An 18,739-nucleotide genomic window follows, 5' to 3' on the forward strand; every position below is an offset into this window, starting at 1 on the left:
CGGCGAAGTTTATTCTAAATGTTTCAGGATTTCGGCCAGGGCAACCGCTATTTGCAATCGGTTCAGCCAATAGAAAGGATTCGCCAGGCCATTGGCGTGGGCAGCACTTTTGTGAACAATGGCGCCCTGCGTTTTTCCACCGAGAGCCCCATGCCTGAAACCACCGTCGAATTGATCCAGACCGGCCCCGAAGAAGCCGAACTGATCCGCAATCTTTACCAGTACTACGCCTACGAGTCTTCGGACTGGGAACAGGAAGATGTCGAGGCCGATGGGCGTTTCTACATCCACGACGAACACTTGGCCCGCTACTGGAGCGACCCGCAATGGAGCGCCAACCTGCTGCTGGTAGACGGCTACATCGCCGGCTTCCTGTTGATCGAAGGCAGCGAACTGCCGGGCATCGACGCCCTGGAACTGGCCGACCTGTTCATCCTCAAGCGCTACCGCCGTAAAGGCATTGGCCGCGCCATTGCCAGCCAGGTGCTGTGCAGCGGCGCGGCCAATTGGTTGGTGCGTTTCTATGATCAGGACGAGGTGTCCCAGGCGTTCTGGCGCACCGTGCTGGATAACCTGCCGCGCCCGGTGCAGAGCATTGAATTGGACGATGACCCGCAGTTGGTGAACTACCTGATTACCCGGGCATCGCTGCATTAAAAGCCTGCTGCATCGCCTGGGGCGGCTGCCCGAAGGCTCTGAGGAACGCCTGGCGCATGCGTTCGCGGTCTCCAAACCCGGTTTCGCGGGCCACCACCTCTACCGGGTGACGGCTGATTTCCATCATCGCCCGCGCAGCTTCCACCCGCAGGGCTTCGATGGCTTTGGCTGGGGTTTGACCGGTTTCTTCGCGAAACACCCGGCTGAACTGGCGGGGGCTGAGCCGGGCAACGTCGGCCAGGGCGTCCACCGACAAATCATGGGTGAGGTTTTCACGGGCATAGGCCAGGGCCAACTGCACTCGGTCGGACTTTGGGTCCAGTTCCAGCAAGGCCGACAGTTGCGACTGCTCGCTGCCGCGGCGCTGGGCAATCACCAGCTTGCGTGCAATGCGCCGGGCCAGGCCGCTGCCCAGGTCGTCCTCCACCATCGCCAGCGCCAGGTCGACCCCGGCGCTCATGCCCGCACCGGTCCACACCTGGCCGTCGACAATGAACAACTTGTCTTCTTCCAGGTGGATATCCGGATAGCGTTTGCGAAATGCCGGCGCATGGATCCAGTGGGTGGTGGTGCGCTTGCCCGCCAGCAGGCCTGCCTCGGCCAGTACAAAGATGCCCATGCATAAGGACGCCACCCGGCGCGACTGCGCGGACGCGGCCTTGACCAGCTCCAGCAGGTTGGCTTCGGGCAGGCGAAACTCCAGGTAGCCGCTGACAATCAAGGTGTCATAGCCCTCTGGGCGCAGCGCGCTGGTGTTCACCGAAAAACCCTGGGAGGTCATCACGGCGCCGCCGCTTTCCGACACCAGGTGAAACTCATAGGCCGGCTCGCCGCGCAGCAGGTTGGCGCACTCGAACACCGAGCCCAGGCTGAGGCTCAACGACTGGAAATTCGGGTAAACCATCAGCGCAACGCTGTGCATTGCATCTCTCCAAGGGGCGGGGGAGAGGCGATTGTCGGCGCGTGCCCGGCAAACGGCAACCGACTTTGGTGCATGTCCGCAATCCTTGCGGATATGACATTGTGAGCCACTGCCTCGCTGCCTAACATGAGACAACTGTTATTCACACCGACCGAGGCACTGGAAAATGAAAGTATTAATGGTACTGACCTCTCACGACCAGCTTGGCGATACCGGGCGCAAGACCGGCTTCTGGCTCGAAGAATTCGCCGCACCTTATTACGCGTTCAAGGACGCTGGCGCCGAAGTGGTGTTGGCTTCCCCGGCCGGCGGCCAGCCGCCGCTGGACCCCAAGAGCGATGAACCGGATGCGCAAACCGAGCAGACCGAGCGCTTCGGTAAAGACTCGGCTGCGCAGCAAGCCTTGGCGACCACCGTGAAGCTGGACTCGGTCAACGCCGCCGACTTCGACACCGTGTTCTACCCAGGCGGCCACGGCCCGCTGTGGGACCTGGCGGAGTCGCCGGTGTCCATCGCGCTGATCGAAGCCTTCGAGCGGGCCGGCAAGCCCATTGGCTTTGTGTGCCATGCACCGGGTGCCTTGCGTCACGTCAAGGCGGTTAACGGTGAGCCGTTGATCAAGGGCCGCCGCGTCACCGGGTTCTCCAACTCGGAAGAGGCCGCTGTGCAGTTGACTGAAGTCGTGCCGTTCCTGATTGAAGATGAATTCAAAAAACTGGGCGGCCAGTATGAGAAGGGCGCTGACTGGCAATCCTTCGTCCTCGTCGATGGCTTGCTGGTGACTGGGCAAAACCCAGGCAGCTCCAGCGAAGTGGCCAAGGCCCTGCTGACACTCTGCGCTTAAGTTAATCAACCGATCTACACGGTGGCGACTCCCAGGAGTTGCCACGGTTTTCGTTCGTCCTGAATTTGGAATATCGCCGTGCCTGACTGCATCCTGAACACCCCGATCAAGCTGGGGAATCACCGCTTGAACAACCGTGTCGTACTGCCGCCGCTGACCCGCCAGCGCAGCGCCCAGCCGGGTAATATCGCCACCGACCTGATGGCCGAGTATTACCGTCAACGGGCCAGTGCCGGGTTCATGGTCAGCGAGGGGACGCAGATCGAACCCCGGGGCCAGGGCTACGCGTGGACGCCGGGCATTCATACACCGGCGCAAATCCAGGGTTGGCGCAAAGTCACCGCAGCGGTGCATGACGAGGGCGGTGTGATCTTCGCCCAGCTATGGCATGTGGGGCGGGTGTCCCATCACGCGCTGCAACCTGACGGTGGTGCACCGGTGGGGCCGTCTGCACTGGCGGCGTTGCAAGCCAAAGCCTTCATTGAAACCGGGCCTGGTGTGGGTGAACTGGTGCAGCCACCGGTACCCCGCGCCTTGACCGCGCTGGAAATCGAAGAGCTGGTGGGGCACTACGCCCAGGCTGCACGCAATGCCCTGGACGCCGGGTTCGACGGTGTGGAAATCCACGCGGCCAACGGCTACCTGGTCAACCAGTTCATCTCGGCCCATTCCAACCTGCGTGAGGATGAGTACGGCGGCTCGCTGGACAATCGCCTGCGCTTGCTGCGCGAGATTGTCGAAGCGGTGTGCAAGGTGGTGGGGCCGGAGCGCCTGGGCGTGCGCTTTTCGCCGCTGTTCAGTGGCACCGACCAGGACCGGGTCTACATCGGCCTGGTGGAAGAAGACCCGCACCTTACCTATATCGAAGCGATCAAAGTGCTGGAAGCGTCGGGCATCGCCTATGTGTCCATCGCCGAAGCCGACTGGGACAACGCGCCCGACCTGCCCGAGACTTTCCGCCAGGCCGTGCGCCGCACCTTCAGCGGCAGGATCATCTACGCCGGCCGCTACACCGCCGAGCGCGGCGCACGGCTGGTAGAGACCGGGTTGGCGGACCTGATCGCCTTTGGACGGCCCTTCATTGCCAACCCGGACTTGCCCCAGCGGCTGTTCAATGGCTGGCCATTGAATGCGTTGAAGGCCGAAGGCTTGTATGGTGGGACAGAGGCGGGGTATGTGGACTATCCGGTGTATGCCCAACAGCCGTGATAGCCCATGATGGCCTGTGTTTTATCCAGTGTGGGAGGAGGCTTGCCCTAACGCCGGTCAGTTAAACGAACGCTATGCTCGAAGCAATGAAGATCAAATGTGGGAGCTGGCTTGCCTGCGAAAGCGGTCGTGCAGTAACAGATACAGTGACTGACACACCACCTTCGCGAGCAAGTCGAATCGCCTCACTTCACCCGCAACACAATCTTGCCGATATGGTCCCCACCTTCCATCCGCGCATGGGCCTGGGCGGCGTCGGTGTAGGCGTAGACCTGGTCGATCATCGGTAGGCAGCGCCCGGCACTGAGTACCGGCCACACGTGTTCGCGCAGTTGCTGGGCAATCTCGGCCTTTTCTTCCCGGGTGCGGGCGCGCAGCAGTGAGCCGGTGATCACCGCGCGTTTGCCGAGGATGGTCAGCAGGTCGACGTCGTTGGCCTTGCCGCCACCGAGGAAGCCGAGGATCACCAGGTGGCCGTCCATGCCCAGGGCCTTGAGGTTATTGTTCAGGTACGAGGCGCCCATGATATCGAGGATCACGTTGACGCCTTTGCCGTCGGTCTGTTTGGCGATGACCTCGGCAAAGTCCTGTTCGCGGTAGTTGATCGGCTCGGCACCGAGCTTGGCAATCGCCGCGCATTTGTCGGCGCTGCCCGCCGTGGCGAATGCCTGGATGCCGAACTCCTGGCAGAGCATCAACGCGGTGGTACCGATGCCACTGGTGCCGCCGTGGATCAAGGCGCGCTGGCCCTTATGGGCACCGCCGAGGCCGAACAGGTTGGCCCAGACCGTGAAGAACGTTTCCGGCACGGCAGCGGCCTGAATCCAGTCCATGCCCGCAGGGATCGGCAGCGCCTGGCTGGCCGGCACCGCGCAATACTGCGCATAGCCGCCGCCATTGGTCAGGGCGCAAACCTTGTCGCCCACGCTGTATTCGTTCACGCCAGTGCCCAGCGCCACCACTTCACCGGCCACTTCCAACCCCGGGATCGGGCTCATGCCGGGCTTCATCGGGTATTTGCCCGCGCGCTGCAAGGCGTCTGGGCGGTTGACCCCGGCGGCGTGCACGCGAATCAGAATCTCGCCTGGCCCGGCCACTGGCACGTCGGCGCTGCGCGGCTGCAAGACCTCGGGCCCGCCAGGGGTGGTGATTTCGATCAGGGTCATTTCTTGGGGAAGCGTCATGGAAAAATTCCTGTAGCGATGAGCGTATGGGTTGGGACCGTAGCGCGGGGTCGGCAGTTCAGCAAGATCATGCCGGGTTCTTTGGGCAATGCAAACGCAGGATTTCAGCACAAGCCTGCAAGTGCGGCGACGCGACGTTGGACACACTGACTGCCGGTCATTTTCGACGCAAACAGGTGGCATATGAACCAAGCAAGAAATCAGGATATCGGGCTGTTGTTTCTGCGGGTCAGCGGGGCGTTGTTCCTGCTGTGGGTGCATGGGTTGCCCAAGTTGTTCCACTACAGCGAGCAATTGAAGCTGATCGAGGACCCGTTTCACCTGGGCGCCCATGTCACGTTGCTGCTGGCGATCTTTGCCGAGGTGCTGTGCCCGCTGCTGATCATCGCGGGCGTGCTGGTGCGCCTGGCGTGCCTGCCGATCCTGGCGGTGCTGGTCATCGCGTTGCTGGTGGTGCACCCGGAGTGGACGCTGTTCGAAGGTCAGTTCGGCTGGCTGCTGTTGATCATCTTTACCAGCATCCTCATTGCCGGGCCGGGCCGGCTGGTATTGGCTCAGCGCTTTGCTTGAACAAAAAAAGGCCGGGCGAGCCCGGCCAAACAAGGAGAGGATGTTTCAAGGTTCAGCGGTTCAGGAACCCCAACAGGTCTTCATTGAGCTGTTGAGCGTGGGTCACGGCAAACCCGTGCGGCGCATCCTTGTACACTTTCAGTTGTGCGCCCTCGATCATCTGCGCCGCGACTTTGCCGGTGGTGTCGAACGGCACGATCTGGTCGCCGTCGCCATGGATCACCAGGGTCGGTACGTCGATCTTGGCCATGTCCGGGCGGAAGTCGGTTTGCGAGAACGCGGTGACGCAATCCACGGTCGACTTGAGCGAGGCAAGCATGGCGATCTGCAGGGTCTGGCTGAGCACACCCTCTGAAACGTGCTGGCCTTTATTGAGACCGAAGAACGGCGTGTTGAAGTCGCTGATGAACTGCGCACGATCCTTCAACAGGCCTGCCTTGATGCCATCGAACACCTCACCAGGCACGCCTTGGGGGTAGTCGGCTTGCTGGCCGAAGATCGGCGTGACCGCGCCCAACAACACCAGGCCGGCGACACGGGCACTGCCGTGGCGGGCGATGTAGCGCGCCACGTCACCGCCACCCATGGAGAAGCCCACCAGGGTCACGTCCTGCAGGTCCAGGTGTTCGATCAACTGGGCGATATCGTCAGCGAAGGTGTCGTAGTCGTTACCGGTCCAGGGCTGGTCCGAGCGGCCAAAACCACGACGGTCAAAGGCAATGGTGCGAAAGCCACGGCTGCTCAGGTATTCCATCTGGTATTCCCACATGTCCGCATCCAGCGGCCAGCCGTGGCTGAACAGCACGGGCTTACCGCTGCCCCAGTCCTTGAAGTAGATCTGGGTACCGTCTTTGGCAACGAATGTGCTCATCTGAAACTCCTTGCAGGGCTGAAAAAGGGCGGTGAAAAAACCGCATCACTATTGCCGTAAACCTGAGCCGAGGCTTGTATGGGTGTGCTTGTCTCACCAACTGAACTTGAGCTCCATGCCCAGGTAATTGCTGTCGTGTCCACCGGCATCACGCAGGGTCTGGCCGACCGCGTAGTGCACGGCCTCGACCGCACCGCTGAGGTTGGGCGTAAAGGCGTAGTCGGTGCGCAGTTGACCGTAGGCGCCGGTCCAGCGCTCACCTTGGCCCGCCGTGCCAGCCACGGGCAGGTTGGGCTGGGTGTAGACGGCGTCTGCGGTGGTCTGCCGCCACAGCAGGCCGACGGCGGTTTGCACGCTGAGCTTGGCGAGGGGCTTGACGGTAATCGACGGCTTGACGTGGATCAGGTTGCTGTAGCCGGTATAGCCCGCCAGGGAAAAGTAATAGCCATTGGGGAACAGCGGGTTGAAGGTGCCGACCCGGCCGTCACCGGCCTGGCGGTCACCGGAAGCGATATCCAGTTGCAGGCCGATACGCGGCTTCCAGGCCAGCGTGTCAAAGGTGTAGCCGGTGCGGCTGCCACCGGCCCAGGCGCGAATCGTCTTGCTACCCACCGAGCCCCGTTGCAGCATGGCTTCGACGTCCCAGTCGAAACCCTGGGCTGCGCCACCGAGGCGGGCGTCCAGCAACTGGCGCGTCTCTTCGCCGTCGGCGTCCAGGTAATGAGCGGCGCTGCGCTCGTACACGCCGTAATAGGCCGACAGCTCATTGGTGCCGCCCACCAGCCGCTCGACCCGCAGCATGTGGAAGCGCGCGTCGCTGTTGGACTTGTCGTCGAAATGCCGGCCATCCTGATACTGCACCGGTTGGCTGGCGATCCCGATAAAGCGCCATTGCGGCGTTTCCCAGTCCGCCCACAACGCATCGAAGGACTGCCGCACATTCGGGCCGTCCCGTGACGAGATGAAGCGCTGCAAGTCGAAGGCGAAATCCTGGCGGCCAGCCCGTGCCTTGAAGGTGCCGGCGCTGAAGGTCTTCACGTATTCGGCAAAGGCCAGGCGCAGGTCGACGCGGTTCTGGTCGGCACCGCCAATCGTGGTCTTGTCATAGGCCCGCACATCTTCCAGCTGGGTGAACAGCCGCCAGTGTTCGTTCAGGTGCAAGTCGGCGTGCACCTGAAAGCGCTGGATCAGGTAGCGGTCACGCGGTACATCCCGCACGCCGAACCCGCTGGCGTCGTTCATCTCGAAGCGTTCACGCAAGGTTGCGCCCAACGACAAGTAGGTGAACGGGTTGGCGGCGGACAGTGGGATGTACTTGAGGTTGTCCAGCGGTTGCGTGCGCAACGCCGGGTCCTTGAGCACAGACCAGTCCTCCTGCCAGCGGTTGGCCTTGATCACCGGGCGTACCGGCGGGTCGTCGGCCTGCACGCTGCCAGCAAGCAACGGCCACAGCACCGCCAGGCTCCAGCCTGCGTGACGAATCATTTTGCCGCGCTGAGTTGGTGGATTTCTGCGACATAACCGCCGGGGAACTCCACCAACGCACTGCGCCGACCTTTGCTGTCGAACGCCGGCACCAGCACGGTGGCACCAGACCCGGTGGCCTTGCCCAGGGTGGCGGCGAGGTCGTTGACCTGATAACCGGTGGTGTCGTGGCCGAACGGGTAGGGCAGTTGGCCGTTGGTGACCAGCACCGCCATGCGCCCGAACGGCGATTCGATATCCACGCGGCGGTAGTGGCCGCCGGCCTGGCCGACATCAACCCCTGGGGCGTGCTTGTCGTCGCTCACTACCTTGCCGTGGGAGAAACCCAGGAACGCCTTGATAAACCGCTCGGCGCTGTCGTGAGACACATACACACGGTTTTCCGGCACGGTGTCGAAGGCGGTGTAATCCGGGGTCTTGGTGTGCCAGTAGAGCTGCATGTTCACACCACCCGGCCACTGCACCACGGCATCACGGCCGATGGGGTCGGGGAAATCGCTGACGATCACATCGGCGCCATTTTCCCGCGCGGCCTTGAGGGCCACGTCCATGTCCTTGACCAGATAGCCGTTGCGTTCCTGGCCGAACGGGTGGGGTACGGGGGTGGTAAAGCCGAACAACGACACCGTACCCGCCGGGGTTTGCAGCAGTTGCGAGGTGGTGCTGCTCGGTACCGGCAGCACATTGACCACGACCTGTGGCGTGCTTTTGCCGCCGAAGGTGGCGAGGAAACTCTGGGCAAAACGGTCCACATCGGCCGGTGCCACATACACATGGCTGGTGTCGTATTGCGGCGCCACGGCCACGCTTGGGGTGGCGGCGAACGCGCTGTTCATCATCGCGCTTGCCAGCAGCGTCAATGCCAGCGATACCTTGGTTGTTGTGTTACCCATGCCCGTTCTCCAGCGCTTCTGAGGGTTCGAAAGCCGTGAGGTTAGGGGGGCAGGGCGGTGGGGAATTGTATGGACGTGCTCGGTTGAACGTTTCAGCTACCTGACGCCCCTCAATTTAAATGTGGGAGCTGGCTTGCCTGCGATGACGGCGTGTCAGTCACTGCATCTATGACTGCACGACCGATTTCGCAGGCAAGCCAGCTCCCACATTTGATCTTCGCTGCTTTGGGCATTGAGGTCAGGCCACCATGATGATCTTCGATACCAATTCCACCACCGTCTTGGCCTGCAGTTTCTTCATCAGCCGCGCCCGGTGCACCTCAACGGTGCGGTGGGAGATCGCCAGGCGCAGGGCGATTTCCTTGGATTTGAAGCCGTTGACGATGTGCATGGCAATTTCCCGCTCACGGGGCGTGAGGTCGCCGGTGCCCTGGTGCATGCGGTCCAGGCGTTCGAAGTGCCAGATCATCAGTTTGAATGGGTCTTTGGGGGTGAGGGTGTAACCGTGGGACTTGGCCCAGAACACTTCGCCGTTGTGGTGCTGCATGAAGCGTTCATCGGAATAAAAGCCGTTGTCGCTGTCGAGCAGCCAGTCATGGCTGCGCTTGCCGATGGCGTGGTAGTCGGCCTGGGACGGGTAGATCAGCAGGGTTAGTTGGTTGACCAGTGCATCGCGCGTATAGCCGAACAGCTTCAGAAAAGCGTCGTTGCAGTCGAGAATCACGCGGTCGCTGGTGACGATCTGCGGGGCAGGGGACAGCTTGAACGCCAGGCGTTCGAGGTCGGGAAATTGCTGGGCTAGCGCGGTCATGGGGCATCCTGCCTCGTTGTTCAATGCCCTGGGGCGCTACTTACCCGTGTAAGTAGTTACACGAATTGGCGCACGATCAGGGGTGGGTCATTGTAAGTAAAGTCCGAATCAAGAACAGAAGAAATTGATTATGCCTGCTGATTGCGTCTCCATTGTTGCCGCTGGTCACTCCCGCTTTGGTCGCCTGGAAGGCACGACGCTGGAAGACCTGATCGTCCAGGTGACCCGGGAAGCCCTGAGCGACGCCGAGATTGACGCGTCGCAAATCGATGCGTTGTTCCTCGGTCATTTCAACTCGGGGCTGGTGCCCGACGGGTTTGCCGCCTCATTGCTATTGCAAGCCGACCCCGGTCTGCGCTTCAAACCTGCCAACCGCTGTGAAAACGCCTGTGCGTCCGGCTCGGCAGCGATCCAGGCGGGGGTCAATGCGATTCTCTCCGGCAGCGCCGAGCTGGTATTGGTAGTGGGCGCCGAGAAGATGACCCACACCAGCACCGCCGCAGTCACCCAAGCCTTGGCCGGGGCCGGTTACCAGAACGATCCGGCCGAAGCCGGCCTGAGTTTCCCGCAGTTGTTCGGCCGCGCCGCCCGCCAATACGCCGAGCGTTACCACTGCCCGCTGGGCTCGATGGCGGCCATCGCCACCAAAAACCACTCCAATGCCATGGCCAACCCCTTGGCGCAGATGCATCGGGAGATGAATTTCGAGCACTGCAATAACGTCTCCCAAAGCAACCCGTTCGTGGCCGAGTCCCTGCGCCTGACCGATTGCTCGTTGATCAGCGATGGCGCCGCCGCCATCATCCTCGCCTCGCCCAAACGTGCGCGTGCGTTTCGTCGCGAGGTGCAGATACGTGCAATGACCCAGGTCAACGACACGCTGCCCATCGCCCAACGCGACATCCTCGCCTTCGAGGGCCCGCAGCGGGCGATTCACTCAGCATTGCGCGGCGCAAATGTGACCCTGGCCGACCTGAGCTTCGCCGAAGTGCACGACTGCTTCACCATTGCCGAGTTGCTGATCTACGAAGCCATGGGCCTGGCGCCCAAGGGCGAAGGCCATCGCGTGCTCGACAGCGGCGTGGTGCGCGCCGGCGGGCGCTTGCCGGTGAACCTTTCCGGCGGGCTCAAGGCCAAGGGGCACCCCGTCGGTGCCACGGGGGTGTCCATGCATGCCTTGGCGTTCCGGCAATTGACCGGCGAACCGATTGGCCTGGCGGTGCCCAACCCGGAGTTTGGCCTGGTGTTCAACATGGGCGGCATGGCGGTGGCCAACTACGCCTCGGTCCTGCAGGCACGCCGGAGCTGAGCCATGAACATTGCCAACTGGCTGCACGACACCCAGCGCCGGGCCCCGCAACGCCCGGCCTTGTTCGACGGCAGCGTGCAAGTGGCCGACTACGCCACCTTCGCCGCCCACGTGCGCCAACGCGCCGCGCACCTGGTGGAGCAGCATGGCCTGGTGCCGGGAGACGCGGTGGCGCTGCTGATGAAAAACAGCTGCGACTACCTGGAACTGCTCTACGCCATCTGGTGGATGGGCGGCGTGGCGGTGCCGATCAACGCCAAGCTGCACCCCAGCGAAGCGGCGTGGATTGCCGATAATGCCGAGGCGCGGTTGATCTTTACCGACGGCGGCCAGGTATTTTCATCGCGGGATTTGCCCGCGCATTGCACGGAACTGGACGGCCACCCGCTGCCGCCCAGCCATGGTTGGCCCGGCCTGGAGCAGCCGGTGCCCCGCCAGGATCACGACCTCGCCTGGCTGTTCTACACCTCCGGCACCACCGGGCGTTCCAAGGGCGTGATGCTGTCCCACGGCAACTTGATCGCCATGTCGCTGTGCTACGCCACGGATGTCGATCAAGTGAGTGCCGACGATGCGGCGCTGTATGCCGCGCCCATGTCCCACGGCGCCGGCCTGTACAACTTTATCCATGTGCGCTGTGGCGCCCGGCATGTGGTGCCGGCTTCCCATGGCTTTGATGCCGCCGAGCTGTTCGGGCTGGCCGAGCACATGGGCGATGTGTCGTTGTTTGCTGCGCCGACCATGGTCAAGCGCATGGTCGAGCAGGCGCGGCGCCAGGATTATCACGGCGCCGGCATCAAGACCATCGTCTACGGCGGCGGCCCCATGTACCTGGCCGACCTGCGCGAAGCAGTCGACACCTTCGGCCCGCGCCTGGTGCAGATCTACGGCCAGGGCGAGAGCCCGATGACCATCAGCGTCTTGCCACGCGCCTTGATCGCCGAGCGCCAGCGTCCCGACTGGGCCACCTTGGCCGCCTCGGTGGGCCACGCGCAAGCCTGTGTCGAGATCCGCATTCTTGATGCCGAGCACCAGCCACTGCCCACCGGCGAGCGCGGTGAAATCGCGGTGCGTGGCGCCACGGTGATGCAAGGCTATTGGCGCAACCCGCAGGCCACGCGCCAGACGCTGGTGGACGGCTGGCTGCTGACCGGCGACATCGGCTACCTCGACCCGGCCGGCTACCTGACCCTGACGGATCGCTCCAAGGACGTGATCATCAGTGGCGGCAGCAACGTGTACCCGCGTGAAGTCGAGGAAGTGCTGGCCCAGCATCCCGAGGTGTTCGAAGTGTGCGTGGTGGGCGAGCCGGACGCGCAATGGGGTGAGTCGGTGGTGGCCTTTGTCGTGACGCGCAGCGGCCAGCCGCTGGACGAAAGCGAGCTGACGGCCTGGTTCCTGGCGCGCATGGCCTCGTTCAAAAAGCCGAAAAAATATGTGTGGCGCAGCGATTTGCCGAAGAACAGCTACGGCAAGATTCTCAAGACCGACTTGCGGCATTGGCTGCAAACCGCGAGTATCGCCGCGCTTTAACATGGATCGATAATCAGACAAGGAGTCCCCACGATGGGCAATCCCGCACAAGACACCGTCCGCAAGCGCCGCCGTGCGTTTCTGGGCGCCACCTCCGGCCACTTGATCGAGTGGTACGACTACGGCGTGTATGGCTTTCTCGCGGTCTATATCGGCCAGGCGTTCTTCGTCTCCGATGACCCCACCACCAGCCTGTTGGCCAGCTTTGCCGCGTTTGCACTGAGCTTCTTTATCCGCCCTCTGGGTGGGCTGTTCTTTGGCCCGCTGGCGGACAAGATCGGCCGGCGCAAAACCCTGATCATGGCGCTGGTGATGATGACCGGCTCCACGGTGATGCTGGGCCTGTTGCCGACCTACGCCAGCCTGGGCATCGCCGCACCGATCCTGTTGATTCTGGTGCGCTGCGTACAGGGCTTCTCGGCGGGCGGCGAAATCGGCACCGTCACCAGCTTTATCTCTGAATACGCCGGCCCCGGTCGCCGCGGCTTTGCCACCTGCTGGCTGATGGTTACCGCCGTACTCGGCCTGCTGCTCGGCGGCGCTGTGGCCAACGGCATGACCTGGGGGCTGGGCGCCGAGGTCATGCAGGAATGGGCCTGGCGCGTACCGTTCCTGATCGCCGCGCCCCTGGGCTTTATCTCCATGTACATCCGCCTCAAGCTCGAAGACAGCCCCGAGTTCCTGGCCCTGCAACGCGCCGGGCAAACGTCGCGGGCGCCGCTGCGCGAGGTCTGGCAGTGGAAGCGTGCAATTGCCCTGGTGTTCTTTATCATCACTTTGCACAGCTCGATTTTCTACCTGGTGCTGACCTTTGCCTCGACCTACATGGCCAAGATCCTCAAGTTCGACAGCGGCACCACCTTGCTGTACGTGTTCGTCGCCAGCTTCTCGGCGGCTTTCGTGATGCCATTTGGCGGGGCCTTTACCGATAAATACGGGCGCAAGCCGTTCCTGATGGTGATCGGCACCTTGGCGACCCTGGCGATGTTCTGGCTGTTCAAATCCGCCCCCACCGCCACCCCGGCGACCTTCTTCGCGCCGTTGATGGCGGTGGCGATTTTGTTCGGGCTGTACGCGTCGTCAACCTATGCGCTGATGAGTGAACTGCTGCCCACGCGCATTCGTTCCACCGGGATTGCGGTGGCCTATAACGTGCCGGTGGCGGTATTTGGCGGCAGCGCACCGTTGATTTCCACCTGGCTGATCAAGGTGACAGGCGACATTACCTCGCCGTGGTATTTCTACGTGGCGACCGGGGTGGTGTCGTTGCTGGCGTTGGTGGTGTTGCGCAAGGAGGATTTTGTCGCCAGCGGTCATTCGACAACCGTGCCTGCCAGCGCTGCGTTGGCTTGAAGCACGAACACCCCGTAGGAGCGAGCTTGCTCGCGAAAAACTCATAGGCGCCGCGCTTATTCAGGCAGCACGCGTTATCGTTGACGCTTTTCGCGAGCAAGAACTAGGCGTCCCCCTCGCTCCTACAGGTACAGAGAATTGCCATGCCGGCCACCCGCTTGACCCTGATCTGCCACGCCATCACGCCCCTGCAAAAGCAGGGGCGTTTCTCTGATGACGAGTCCGTCACGATGGACTGGCAGGGCGCGGCCTTGTCCCTGGCCGGCCGCTACAAACAACAGGCACGCCTGCTGTGCGGCCCCGAGGCCAGAACCTGCCAGAGCGCTGGCTTGTTCGGCGATAACGCCCAGGTCGACCCCGCCTTACGCGACCTTGATGTCGGCGCATGGAAAGGCCAGCGCATCGGCCAACTCGACAGCGCAACCTTGAACACCTGGGCCACCGACAGCGCCAGTGCAGTCCACGGCGGCGAGTCGGTGGGTCAGTTGTGCATTAGGGTTGGCCAATGGCTCAACTCCCTCGAAACCCACCCCGGCCATGTCATCGCCGTGACCCACCCGTTCGTCATCCGCGCGGCGATGCTGTCCGTCATGCAGTTGCCGAGCGCGATGTTCTACCGGATCGACGTCGAGCCATTGTCCGCCACCGAGCTACGCTTCAACGGCGTGTGGCGCCTGCGCCTGGAAACTTCCGCCTGATTCCCGGAACATGGCAAAATCAACGCCCCGCACTGAGAGCACCCCATGAAACGCATCCTGATCATCGGCATTGGCGCCGGCAACCCTGACTACATCACGATACAGGCCGTGAAGGCGCTGAACCGTACCGACGTGTTCTTCCTGATGGACAAGGGCCAGAGCAAGGACAAGCTGATCGACCTGCGCCGGGAAATCTGCGACACCTACATCACCGAACCCGGCTACCGTTTTGTCGAGGCCGATTGCCCGGAGCGGGTGCGTGGTGAAATCGACTACACCACCGCCGTGCAAGACCTCAACCGCGATAAGCAGCAGACCTTCGAACGCATGATCAACGAAGAAATGGCCGACGGCGAAGTCGGGGCGTTTTTGGCCTGGGGCGACCCGGCGCTGTACGACAGCACCATTCGTATCTTGCAGGCGATTCTTGCCAGCGGTCGCTGTGTGTTCGAGTTTGAAGTGATCCCCGGTATCACCAGCGTGCAGGCCCTGGCGGCGCAGCATAAGGTGCCGCTCAACCGTATCGGCAAGTCCATCGAAATCACCACTGGGCGACGGCTGGCGGCGGGACAGGCGAGTGATGCCGATACCCTGGTGGTGATGCTCGACGCCGAAGATTCCTACCGCAGCGTAGCGGATCAGGACCTGGATATTTACTGGGGCGCCTACCTGGGCACGCCGGACGAGATCCTGATCAGCGGTAAAGTGGCGCACGTGGCAGAAGAGATCGAACGGGTACGCAAGGCGGCGCGCCTGGAAAACGGCTGGATCATGGACACCTATTTGCTGCGCAAACCCTGAGGTAAACCCGATGCTCAAACAGCTTGCCCTCGCCTTGGCCCTGGTGGCCGGCGCCGCTCATGCCGACACCGGCTTGCACACCGACTTGCCGTTGTCCTACCTGGAACAGACCCAGGGCGATGCGCGCAACCAGCCGCTGGTGATCTTCCTGCATGGGTTTGGCAGCAACGAGGAAGATTTGTTTGGCATCAAGGACGCGTTACCGTCTACCTGGACCTACCTATCAGTGCGTGCGCCACTGCCGGTGGAGCCGCAGGGGTATCGTTGGTTTACCAAGACCGATGAGCCTGAGTACAACGGCGAGACCGATGAACTGTTCAGCAGCGCCCGTCTGATCAAGGACTTTGTGCTCAAGGCCACCGCCAAGTACCGCACCCAAAGTGATCGGGTGTTCCTGGTGGGGTTCAGCCAGGGCGCGATCATGTCTTACGAGGTGGCCTTGCGTGAACCCGAATTGGTACGCGGTATCGCCGCGCTCAGTGGCAGCGTGCTACCAGTGCTCAGGTCTGCGCTGAAACCGGATGCGGCGATGGGCAAGCTGGCGATCTTTATTGGCCATGGCACTTTGGATCAGGCGTTGCCCTTTAGCTCGGCCACGCAAGCGAACAAGGTGCTGGCGGGGTTGGGGCTCAAGCCGGAGTTTCATGAATACCCGGGGATGAATCACACCATCAGCGAAGCAGAAATCCAGGACTTAAAAGCCTGGCTAGAGAAAAGCCTGAAGTGAAATGCGCTTAAAAATGTGGGAGCTGGCTTGCCTGCGATAGCGGTGGCTCAGTAAAAGAATGAGTGACTGACACACCGCTATCGCGGGCAAGCCCGCTCCCACATGGGTTTTGTGTTGGCTGTAAAGAGGAGGGTCATTTGCCGCCTGTAATCTGCTTCACCAACTGCGCATGCCCCTTCACATCATCCGCCCGGGAAATGGCCTGAATCACCAGCAAATGGTTGCCCGAACCACCCAGGAATGTGGAGTTCAAGGTCTTGCCACCACCTTGGGTGGCGCTGCTGTCCACTTGGCGCAGGCCCAGGCCCTTGTAGGTGAGTTTCTTCTCGCCCAGTTTCTTGAAGTCAGGCAGCGCAGCGCTCTGGTCCTTGACGAAATCGGCCACGGCGCCGTCTAGGAACTGCGGGTCGTTATCCTGGATAGTTGCCCCATCGTTGCGCACGGTTTCGGCGACGATCACCACACTTTTCGTCGTCGAGTTGGCGTACAGGGTGCCTTGGGTGTCAGCGGTGCCGTCTTGCGCCGTGCCGGAGGGCAGGGTGTCGGCGCTGTAGGCCTTGGGCAGTTTGAAGGTGAACTTGCCACCCAAGGTGGAGATGGTCTGGGTGGTAGGCTTTGCAGCAGCGAATACGCTGCCGGCGGTGAGCGCGAGGGCCAGCAGCATTGCGGTCTTGGTGAACGTGGCCATGAAGCACTCCGGGGATGAACGAAATTGCGGCGTATTCTGTCAGAAAATTCGCAATCTCGTTCATCGGCCCCGTCACACTTTGTCGGAAGACTCTTCCTCAAGCCTGTCCATTTCAAACAGGCGCGCCAGTTCCCCACGGGCTTCCTGGGCGGTTTGCATGACCTTGGCCGCGTCGTCGTACACCGCGTGTTGGGCGGCAAGTACCTGCTGGTCGTGGGTCTTGAAGCGGTTGATGCGCGCATCGGCCTGGGCCTGGCTCAAACCGAGGCCGACCAGGGTACGGCGGCTCATTTCCAGGCTGGAGTAGAAGGTTTCGCGCACCGGTGAAGCGTCCAGGTCCACCAGGCGGTGTACGTGCTGGCGGTTACGCGCACGGGCGATGATCTTCATGTGCGGGTAGAGGTTGCGCACCAACTCGGCGGTCTTGATGTTGATCTCTGGGTCGTCCATGGCGATCACGAAGAATTCCGCCTGATCGACTTTGGCCGCGTGGAGGATTTCCGGGCGCTGGGGGTCGCCGTAGAACACCGGCATACCGCCGAAACTGCGGGTCAGCTCGATGGTTTCCACCGAGGTGTCGAGGGCGATGAACGAGATGTTCTGCGCGCGCAGGATGCGCGCCACGATCTGGCCCATACGGCCCATGCCGGCGATGACCACGCGGGGCGCATCGCTTTCGATGGCGCGGTATTCCTCGGGTACTTCCACCGGCTTGACCTTGGGCTTGAACAGCTTCGGGCACACCAGCAACAGCAGCGGGGTCACGGCCATGGACAACGTGATGGTGAGCACCAGCACGTCGTACAACTGCGGTTCGAACAGGCCCTGGTCGCGGCCGATCTTGAACACCACAAAGGCGAACTCACCCCCCGCCGCCAGCACCACGCCCAGGCGTAAAGCGCTTTCGCGGTTGAGGTCGCCCACCATCCGCCCGACGGCGTACAGCAGCGGCAGCTTCAAGCCGATCAGCAGCAGGGTCAGGCCGATCACCACCAGCGGTGTGCTGAGCAGCAGACTGAGGTTGGCGCCCATGCCCACGCTGATAAAAAACAGGCCCAGCAGCAGACCCTTGAACGGCTCGATCTGGGACTCCAGTTCGTGGCGGTATTCCGAATCCGCCAGCAGCAGGCCGGCGAGGAAGGCCCCCAAGGCCATGGACACGCCCACCAACTCCATCAGCCAGGCGGTGCCGATCACCACCAGCAACGCGGTGGCGGTGGACACTTCGCGCAGGCCGGTCTTGGCGACAATGCGAAACACCGGGCGCAACAGGTAGCGCCCGCCGATGATCACCACGGCGATGCTGCCCAGGATCTGCAGCACATGTTGCAGGCCTTGGGCCTCGGTGGTCGGATGATCGCTGCCGGCCAGCAACGGCACCATGGCGATCAGCGGGATGGCGGCGATGTCCTGGAACAACAGGATGGCAAAGGCCAGGCGTCCGTGGGGTTGGTTGAGTTCCTTGCGTTCGGCCAGGCTTTGCAGGCCAAACGCCGTGGAGGATAGTGCCAGGCCAAGGCCCAGCACGATGGCGCTGTTCCACGACTGGCCAAACAGCCACAGCGCGACCGCGCCCATCACCACACCGGTGAGCAGGACCTGGGCCAGACCGACGCCGAACACCGCCTTGCGCATCACCCATAAACGTTTGGGTGACAATTCCAGGCCGATGATGAACAGCAACAGCACCACGCCCAGTTCAGAAAACTGCGCCACGCTTTGCGGGTTGCCGATCAGGCCGAGTACTGACGGGCCGATGATCACACCGGCGAACAGATAGCCCAGCACCGCGCCCAATTGCAGGCGCTTGGCCAGGGGCACGGTCAGCACGGCGGCGAACAGGAACACCACGGCTGCTTGTAACAGATTGCCTTCATGGGGCATTACGAACTCCAGCATTTGCATCGATCAACGGTAGGAGCGAGCTTGCTTGCGAAGAACGCAAGGGCACCGCGTTGTGTCTGGTTTGTCGCGTCATCGTTGAGGATTTTCGCGAGCAGGCTCGCTCCTACGGTGGGGAGGATAGGGCGCTATTAGAGCGCTTTTTCACATTTGGAAACTTGTATTTTTGACGCGACAGTCAATGGATGTTGGCGCTCATCCCATTCTTACACCGGTTTTACGAAAGTATTAATACCATTTAATTCAATGGCTTTCGCGCAGGTCTACTAACGTTTCGAAAAA

At 62.1% G+C, this 18,739-nt stretch carries 18 protein-coding genes and 1 pseudogene; 10 read left to right on the plus strand and 9 right to left on the minus strand.

What is annotated here, in order from left to right; genetic code table 11:
* Nucleotides 1-18 precede the first annotated feature (18 nt).
* Nucleotides 19-657 carry a GNAT family N-acetyltransferase gene (locus tag AB9N64_RS00775; RefSeq protein WP_014718092.1) on the plus strand — a complete coding sequence of 213 codons (639 nt, stop codon included), beginning with the start codon at nt 19-21 and terminating at the stop codon, nt 655-657.
* Here the strand turns inward: AB9N64_RS00775 and AB9N64_RS00780 are convergent.
* Nucleotides 635-1,579: a GlxA family transcriptional regulator gene (locus tag AB9N64_RS00780; RefSeq protein ID WP_019817312.1), complete on the minus strand. Its 945-nt coding sequence runs from the start codon at nt 1,577-1,579 to the stop codon at nt 635-637. The two genes, AB9N64_RS00775 and AB9N64_RS00780, sit on opposite strands and share 23 nt — an antisense overlap.
* 166 nt (nt 1,580-1,745) lie before the next feature.
* Between AB9N64_RS00780 and AB9N64_RS00785 the strand changes: the two genes are divergently transcribed.
* Together AB9N64_RS00785 and AB9N64_RS00790 are read left to right on the plus strand one after the other, a co-directional pair.
* On the plus strand, nt 1,746-2,423 hold the full coding sequence (locus tag AB9N64_RS00785; protein WP_019817311.1) for a type 1 glutamine amidotransferase domain-containing protein: 678 nt from the start codon (nt 1,746-1,748) through the stop codon (nt 2,421-2,423).
* 78 nt (nt 2,424-2,501) lie between these two features.
* Nucleotides 2,502-3,632 (plus strand): alkene reductase, encoded by a 1,131-nt coding sequence (locus tag AB9N64_RS00790; RefSeq protein WP_019817310.1) that lies wholly within the window; start codon nt 2,502-2,504, stop codon nt 3,630-3,632.
* Nucleotides 3,633-3,817: 185 nt separating this feature from the next.
* Here the strand turns inward: AB9N64_RS00790 and AB9N64_RS00795 are convergent, their stop codons facing one another.
* The gene (locus AB9N64_RS00795; protein ID WP_014718096.1) at nt 3,818-4,816 is read right to left on the minus strand and encodes an NAD(P)H-quinone oxidoreductase; all 999 of its coding nucleotides are present in this window, start codon (nt 4,814-4,816) and stop codon (nt 3,818-3,820) included.
* Between the two features lie 183 nt (nt 4,817-4,999).
* Between AB9N64_RS00795 and AB9N64_RS00800 the strand changes: the two genes are divergently transcribed.
* Nucleotides 5,000-5,386, plus strand: coding sequence for a DoxX family protein (locus tag AB9N64_RS00800; protein WP_014718097.1), 387 nt, complete (start codon nt 5,000-5,002; stop codon nt 5,384-5,386).
* 52 nt (nt 5,387-5,438) lie between these two features.
* Here AB9N64_RS00800 and AB9N64_RS00805 read toward each other — a convergent pair whose 3' ends face one another.
* From AB9N64_RS00805 to AB9N64_RS00820, 4 genes are all read right to left on the minus strand, one after another.
* Nucleotides 5,439-6,257 (minus strand): alpha/beta fold hydrolase, encoded by an 819-nt coding sequence (locus tag AB9N64_RS00805; protein WP_014718098.1) that lies wholly within the window; start codon nt 6,255-6,257, stop codon nt 5,439-5,441.
* A gap of 93 nt (nt 6,258-6,350) precedes the next feature.
* Nucleotides 6,351-7,742, minus strand: coding sequence for an alginate export family protein (locus AB9N64_RS00810; protein WP_014718099.1), 1,392 nt, complete (start codon nt 7,740-7,742; stop codon nt 6,351-6,353).
* Nucleotides 7,739-8,635: a VOC family protein gene (locus AB9N64_RS00815; protein WP_019817307.1), complete on the minus strand. Its 897-nt coding sequence runs from the start codon at nt 8,633-8,635 to the stop codon at nt 7,739-7,741. The genes AB9N64_RS00810 and AB9N64_RS00815 overlap by 4 nt, the downstream gene beginning before the upstream one ends.
* Nucleotides 8,636-8,873: 238 nt before the next feature.
* A complete protein-coding gene (locus tag AB9N64_RS00820; RefSeq protein WP_003190613.1) occupies nt 8,874-9,446 on the minus strand; it encodes a LuxR C-terminal-related transcriptional regulator in 573 nt (190 codons plus the stop codon).
* Nucleotides 9,447-9,576: 130 nt separating this feature from the next.
* Between AB9N64_RS00820 and AB9N64_RS00825 the strand changes: the two genes are divergently transcribed.
* The 6 genes from AB9N64_RS00825 to AB9N64_RS00850 all read left to right on the plus strand — a co-directional run bounded on the left by AB9N64_RS00825 (nt 9,577) and on the right by AB9N64_RS00850 (nt 15,867).
* Nucleotides 9,577-10,755, plus strand: coding sequence for an acetyl-CoA acetyltransferase (locus AB9N64_RS00825; RefSeq protein WP_371359846.1), 1,179 nt, complete (start codon nt 9,577-9,579; stop codon nt 10,753-10,755).
* Nucleotides 10,756-10,758: 3 nt separating this feature from the next.
* The gene (locus tag AB9N64_RS00830) at nt 10,759-12,288 is read left to right on the plus strand and encodes a class I adenylate-forming enzyme family protein (protein WP_371359847.1); all 1,530 of its coding nucleotides are present in this window, start codon (nt 10,759-10,761) and stop codon (nt 12,286-12,288) included.
* Between the two features lie 33 nt (nt 12,289-12,321).
* Entirely contained in the window at nt 12,322-13,641 is a 1,320-nt protein-coding gene (locus tag AB9N64_RS00835; RefSeq protein WP_137271403.1) for an MFS transporter, read from the plus strand.
* A 143-nt stretch (nt 13,642-13,784) separates the two neighbouring features.
* Nucleotides 13,785-14,339, plus strand: a complete 555-nt coding sequence (locus AB9N64_RS00840) for a histidine phosphatase family protein (RefSeq protein ID WP_014718104.1) — start codon at nt 13,785-13,787, stop codon at nt 14,337-14,339.
* A 45-nt stretch (nt 14,340-14,384) separates the two neighbouring features.
* Entirely contained in the window at nt 14,385-15,140 is a 756-nt protein-coding gene (gene cobF / locus AB9N64_RS00845) for a precorrin-6A synthase (deacetylating) (RefSeq protein ID WP_371359848.1), read from the plus strand.
* 10 nt (nt 15,141-15,150) lie between these two features.
* Complete coding sequence (locus AB9N64_RS00850) at nt 15,151-15,867, plus strand: alpha/beta hydrolase (RefSeq protein ID WP_371359849.1); 717 nt, start codon at nt 15,151-15,153, stop codon at nt 15,865-15,867.
* Between the two features lie 133 nt (nt 15,868-16,000).
* Here AB9N64_RS00850 and AB9N64_RS00855 read toward each other — a convergent pair whose 3' ends face one another.
* From AB9N64_RS00855 to AB9N64_RS00865, 3 genes and pseudogenes are all read right to left on the minus strand, one after another.
* Nucleotides 16,001-16,555 carry a hypothetical protein gene (locus AB9N64_RS00855; protein ID WP_014718107.1) on the minus strand — a complete coding sequence of 185 codons (555 nt, stop codon included), beginning with the start codon at nt 16,553-16,555 and terminating at the stop codon, nt 16,001-16,003.
* Between the two features lie 72 nt (nt 16,556-16,627).
* A complete protein-coding gene (locus AB9N64_RS00860; RefSeq protein ID WP_014718108.1) occupies nt 16,628-18,439 on the minus strand; it encodes a monovalent cation:proton antiporter-2 (CPA2) family protein in 1,812 nt (603 codons plus the stop codon).
* A gap of 26 nt (nt 18,440-18,465) precedes the next feature.
* Nucleotides 18,466-18,579 (minus strand): annotated as a pseudogene (locus tag AB9N64_RS00865) (outer membrane lipoprotein carrier protein LolA); the annotation flags it as partial.
* Nucleotides 18,580-18,739: the final 160 nt, after the last annotated feature.

This window comes from Pseudomonas sp. KT_2_4, assembly GCF_041410225.1.
GTDB classification, from domain to species: domain Bacteria; phylum Pseudomonadota; class Gammaproteobacteria; order Pseudomonadales; family Pseudomonadaceae; genus Aquipseudomonas; species Aquipseudomonas paracarnis.

Coding starts and splice junctions, on each gene's coding strand:
- AB9N64_RS00775 (WP_014718092.1), top strand. CDS start 19: ATGTTTCAGGATTTCGGCCAGGGCAACCGCTATTTGCAATCGGTTCAG.
- AB9N64_RS00780 (WP_019817312.1), bottom strand. CDS start 1,579: ATGCACAGCGTTGCGCTGATGGTTTACCCGAATTTCCAGTCGTTGAGC.
- AB9N64_RS00785 (WP_019817311.1), top strand. CDS start 1,746: ATGAAAGTATTAATGGTACTGACCTCTCACGACCAGCTTGGCGATACC.
- AB9N64_RS00795 (WP_014718096.1), bottom strand. CDS start 4,816: ATGACGCTTCCCCAAGAAATGACCCTGATCGAAATCACCACCCCTGGC.
- AB9N64_RS00800 (WP_014718097.1), top strand. CDS start 5,000: ATGAACCAAGCAAGAAATCAGGATATCGGGCTGTTGTTTCTGCGGGTC.
- AB9N64_RS00805 (WP_014718098.1), bottom strand. CDS start 6,257: ATGAGCACATTCGTTGCCAAAGACGGTACCCAGATCTACTTCAAGGAC.
- AB9N64_RS00810 (WP_014718099.1), bottom strand. CDS start 7,742: ATGATTCGTCACGCAGGCTGGAGCCTGGCGGTGCTGTGGCCGTTGCTT.
- AB9N64_RS00815 (WP_019817307.1), bottom strand. CDS start 8,635: ATGGGTAACACAACAACCAAGGTATCGCTGGCATTGACGCTGCTGGCA.
- AB9N64_RS00820 (WP_003190613.1), bottom strand. CDS start 9,446: ATGACCGCGCTAGCCCAGCAATTTCCCGACCTCGAACGCCTGGCGTTC.
- AB9N64_RS00825 (WP_371359846.1), top strand. CDS start 9,577: ATGCCTGCTGATTGCGTCTCCATTGTTGCCGCTGGTCACTCCCGCTTT.
- AB9N64_RS00830 (WP_371359847.1), top strand. CDS start 10,759: ATGAACATTGCCAACTGGCTGCACGACACCCAGCGCCGGGCCCCGCAA.
- AB9N64_RS00835 (WP_137271403.1), top strand. CDS start 12,322: ATGGGCAATCCCGCACAAGACACCGTCCGCAAGCGCCGCCGTGCGTTT.
- AB9N64_RS00840 (WP_014718104.1), top strand. CDS start 13,785: ATGCCGGCCACCCGCTTGACCCTGATCTGCCACGCCATCACGCCCCTG.
- cobF (WP_371359848.1), top strand. CDS start 14,385: ATGAAACGCATCCTGATCATCGGCATTGGCGCCGGCAACCCTGACTAC.
- AB9N64_RS00850 (WP_371359849.1), top strand. CDS start 15,151: ATGCTCAAACAGCTTGCCCTCGCCTTGGCCCTGGTGGCCGGCGCCGCT.
- AB9N64_RS00855 (WP_014718107.1), bottom strand. CDS start 16,555: ATGGCCACGTTCACCAAGACCGCAATGCTGCTGGCCCTCGCGCTCACC.
- AB9N64_RS00860 (WP_014718108.1), bottom strand. CDS start 18,439: ATGCCCCATGAAGGCAATCTGTTACAAGCAGCCGTGGTGTTCCTGTTC.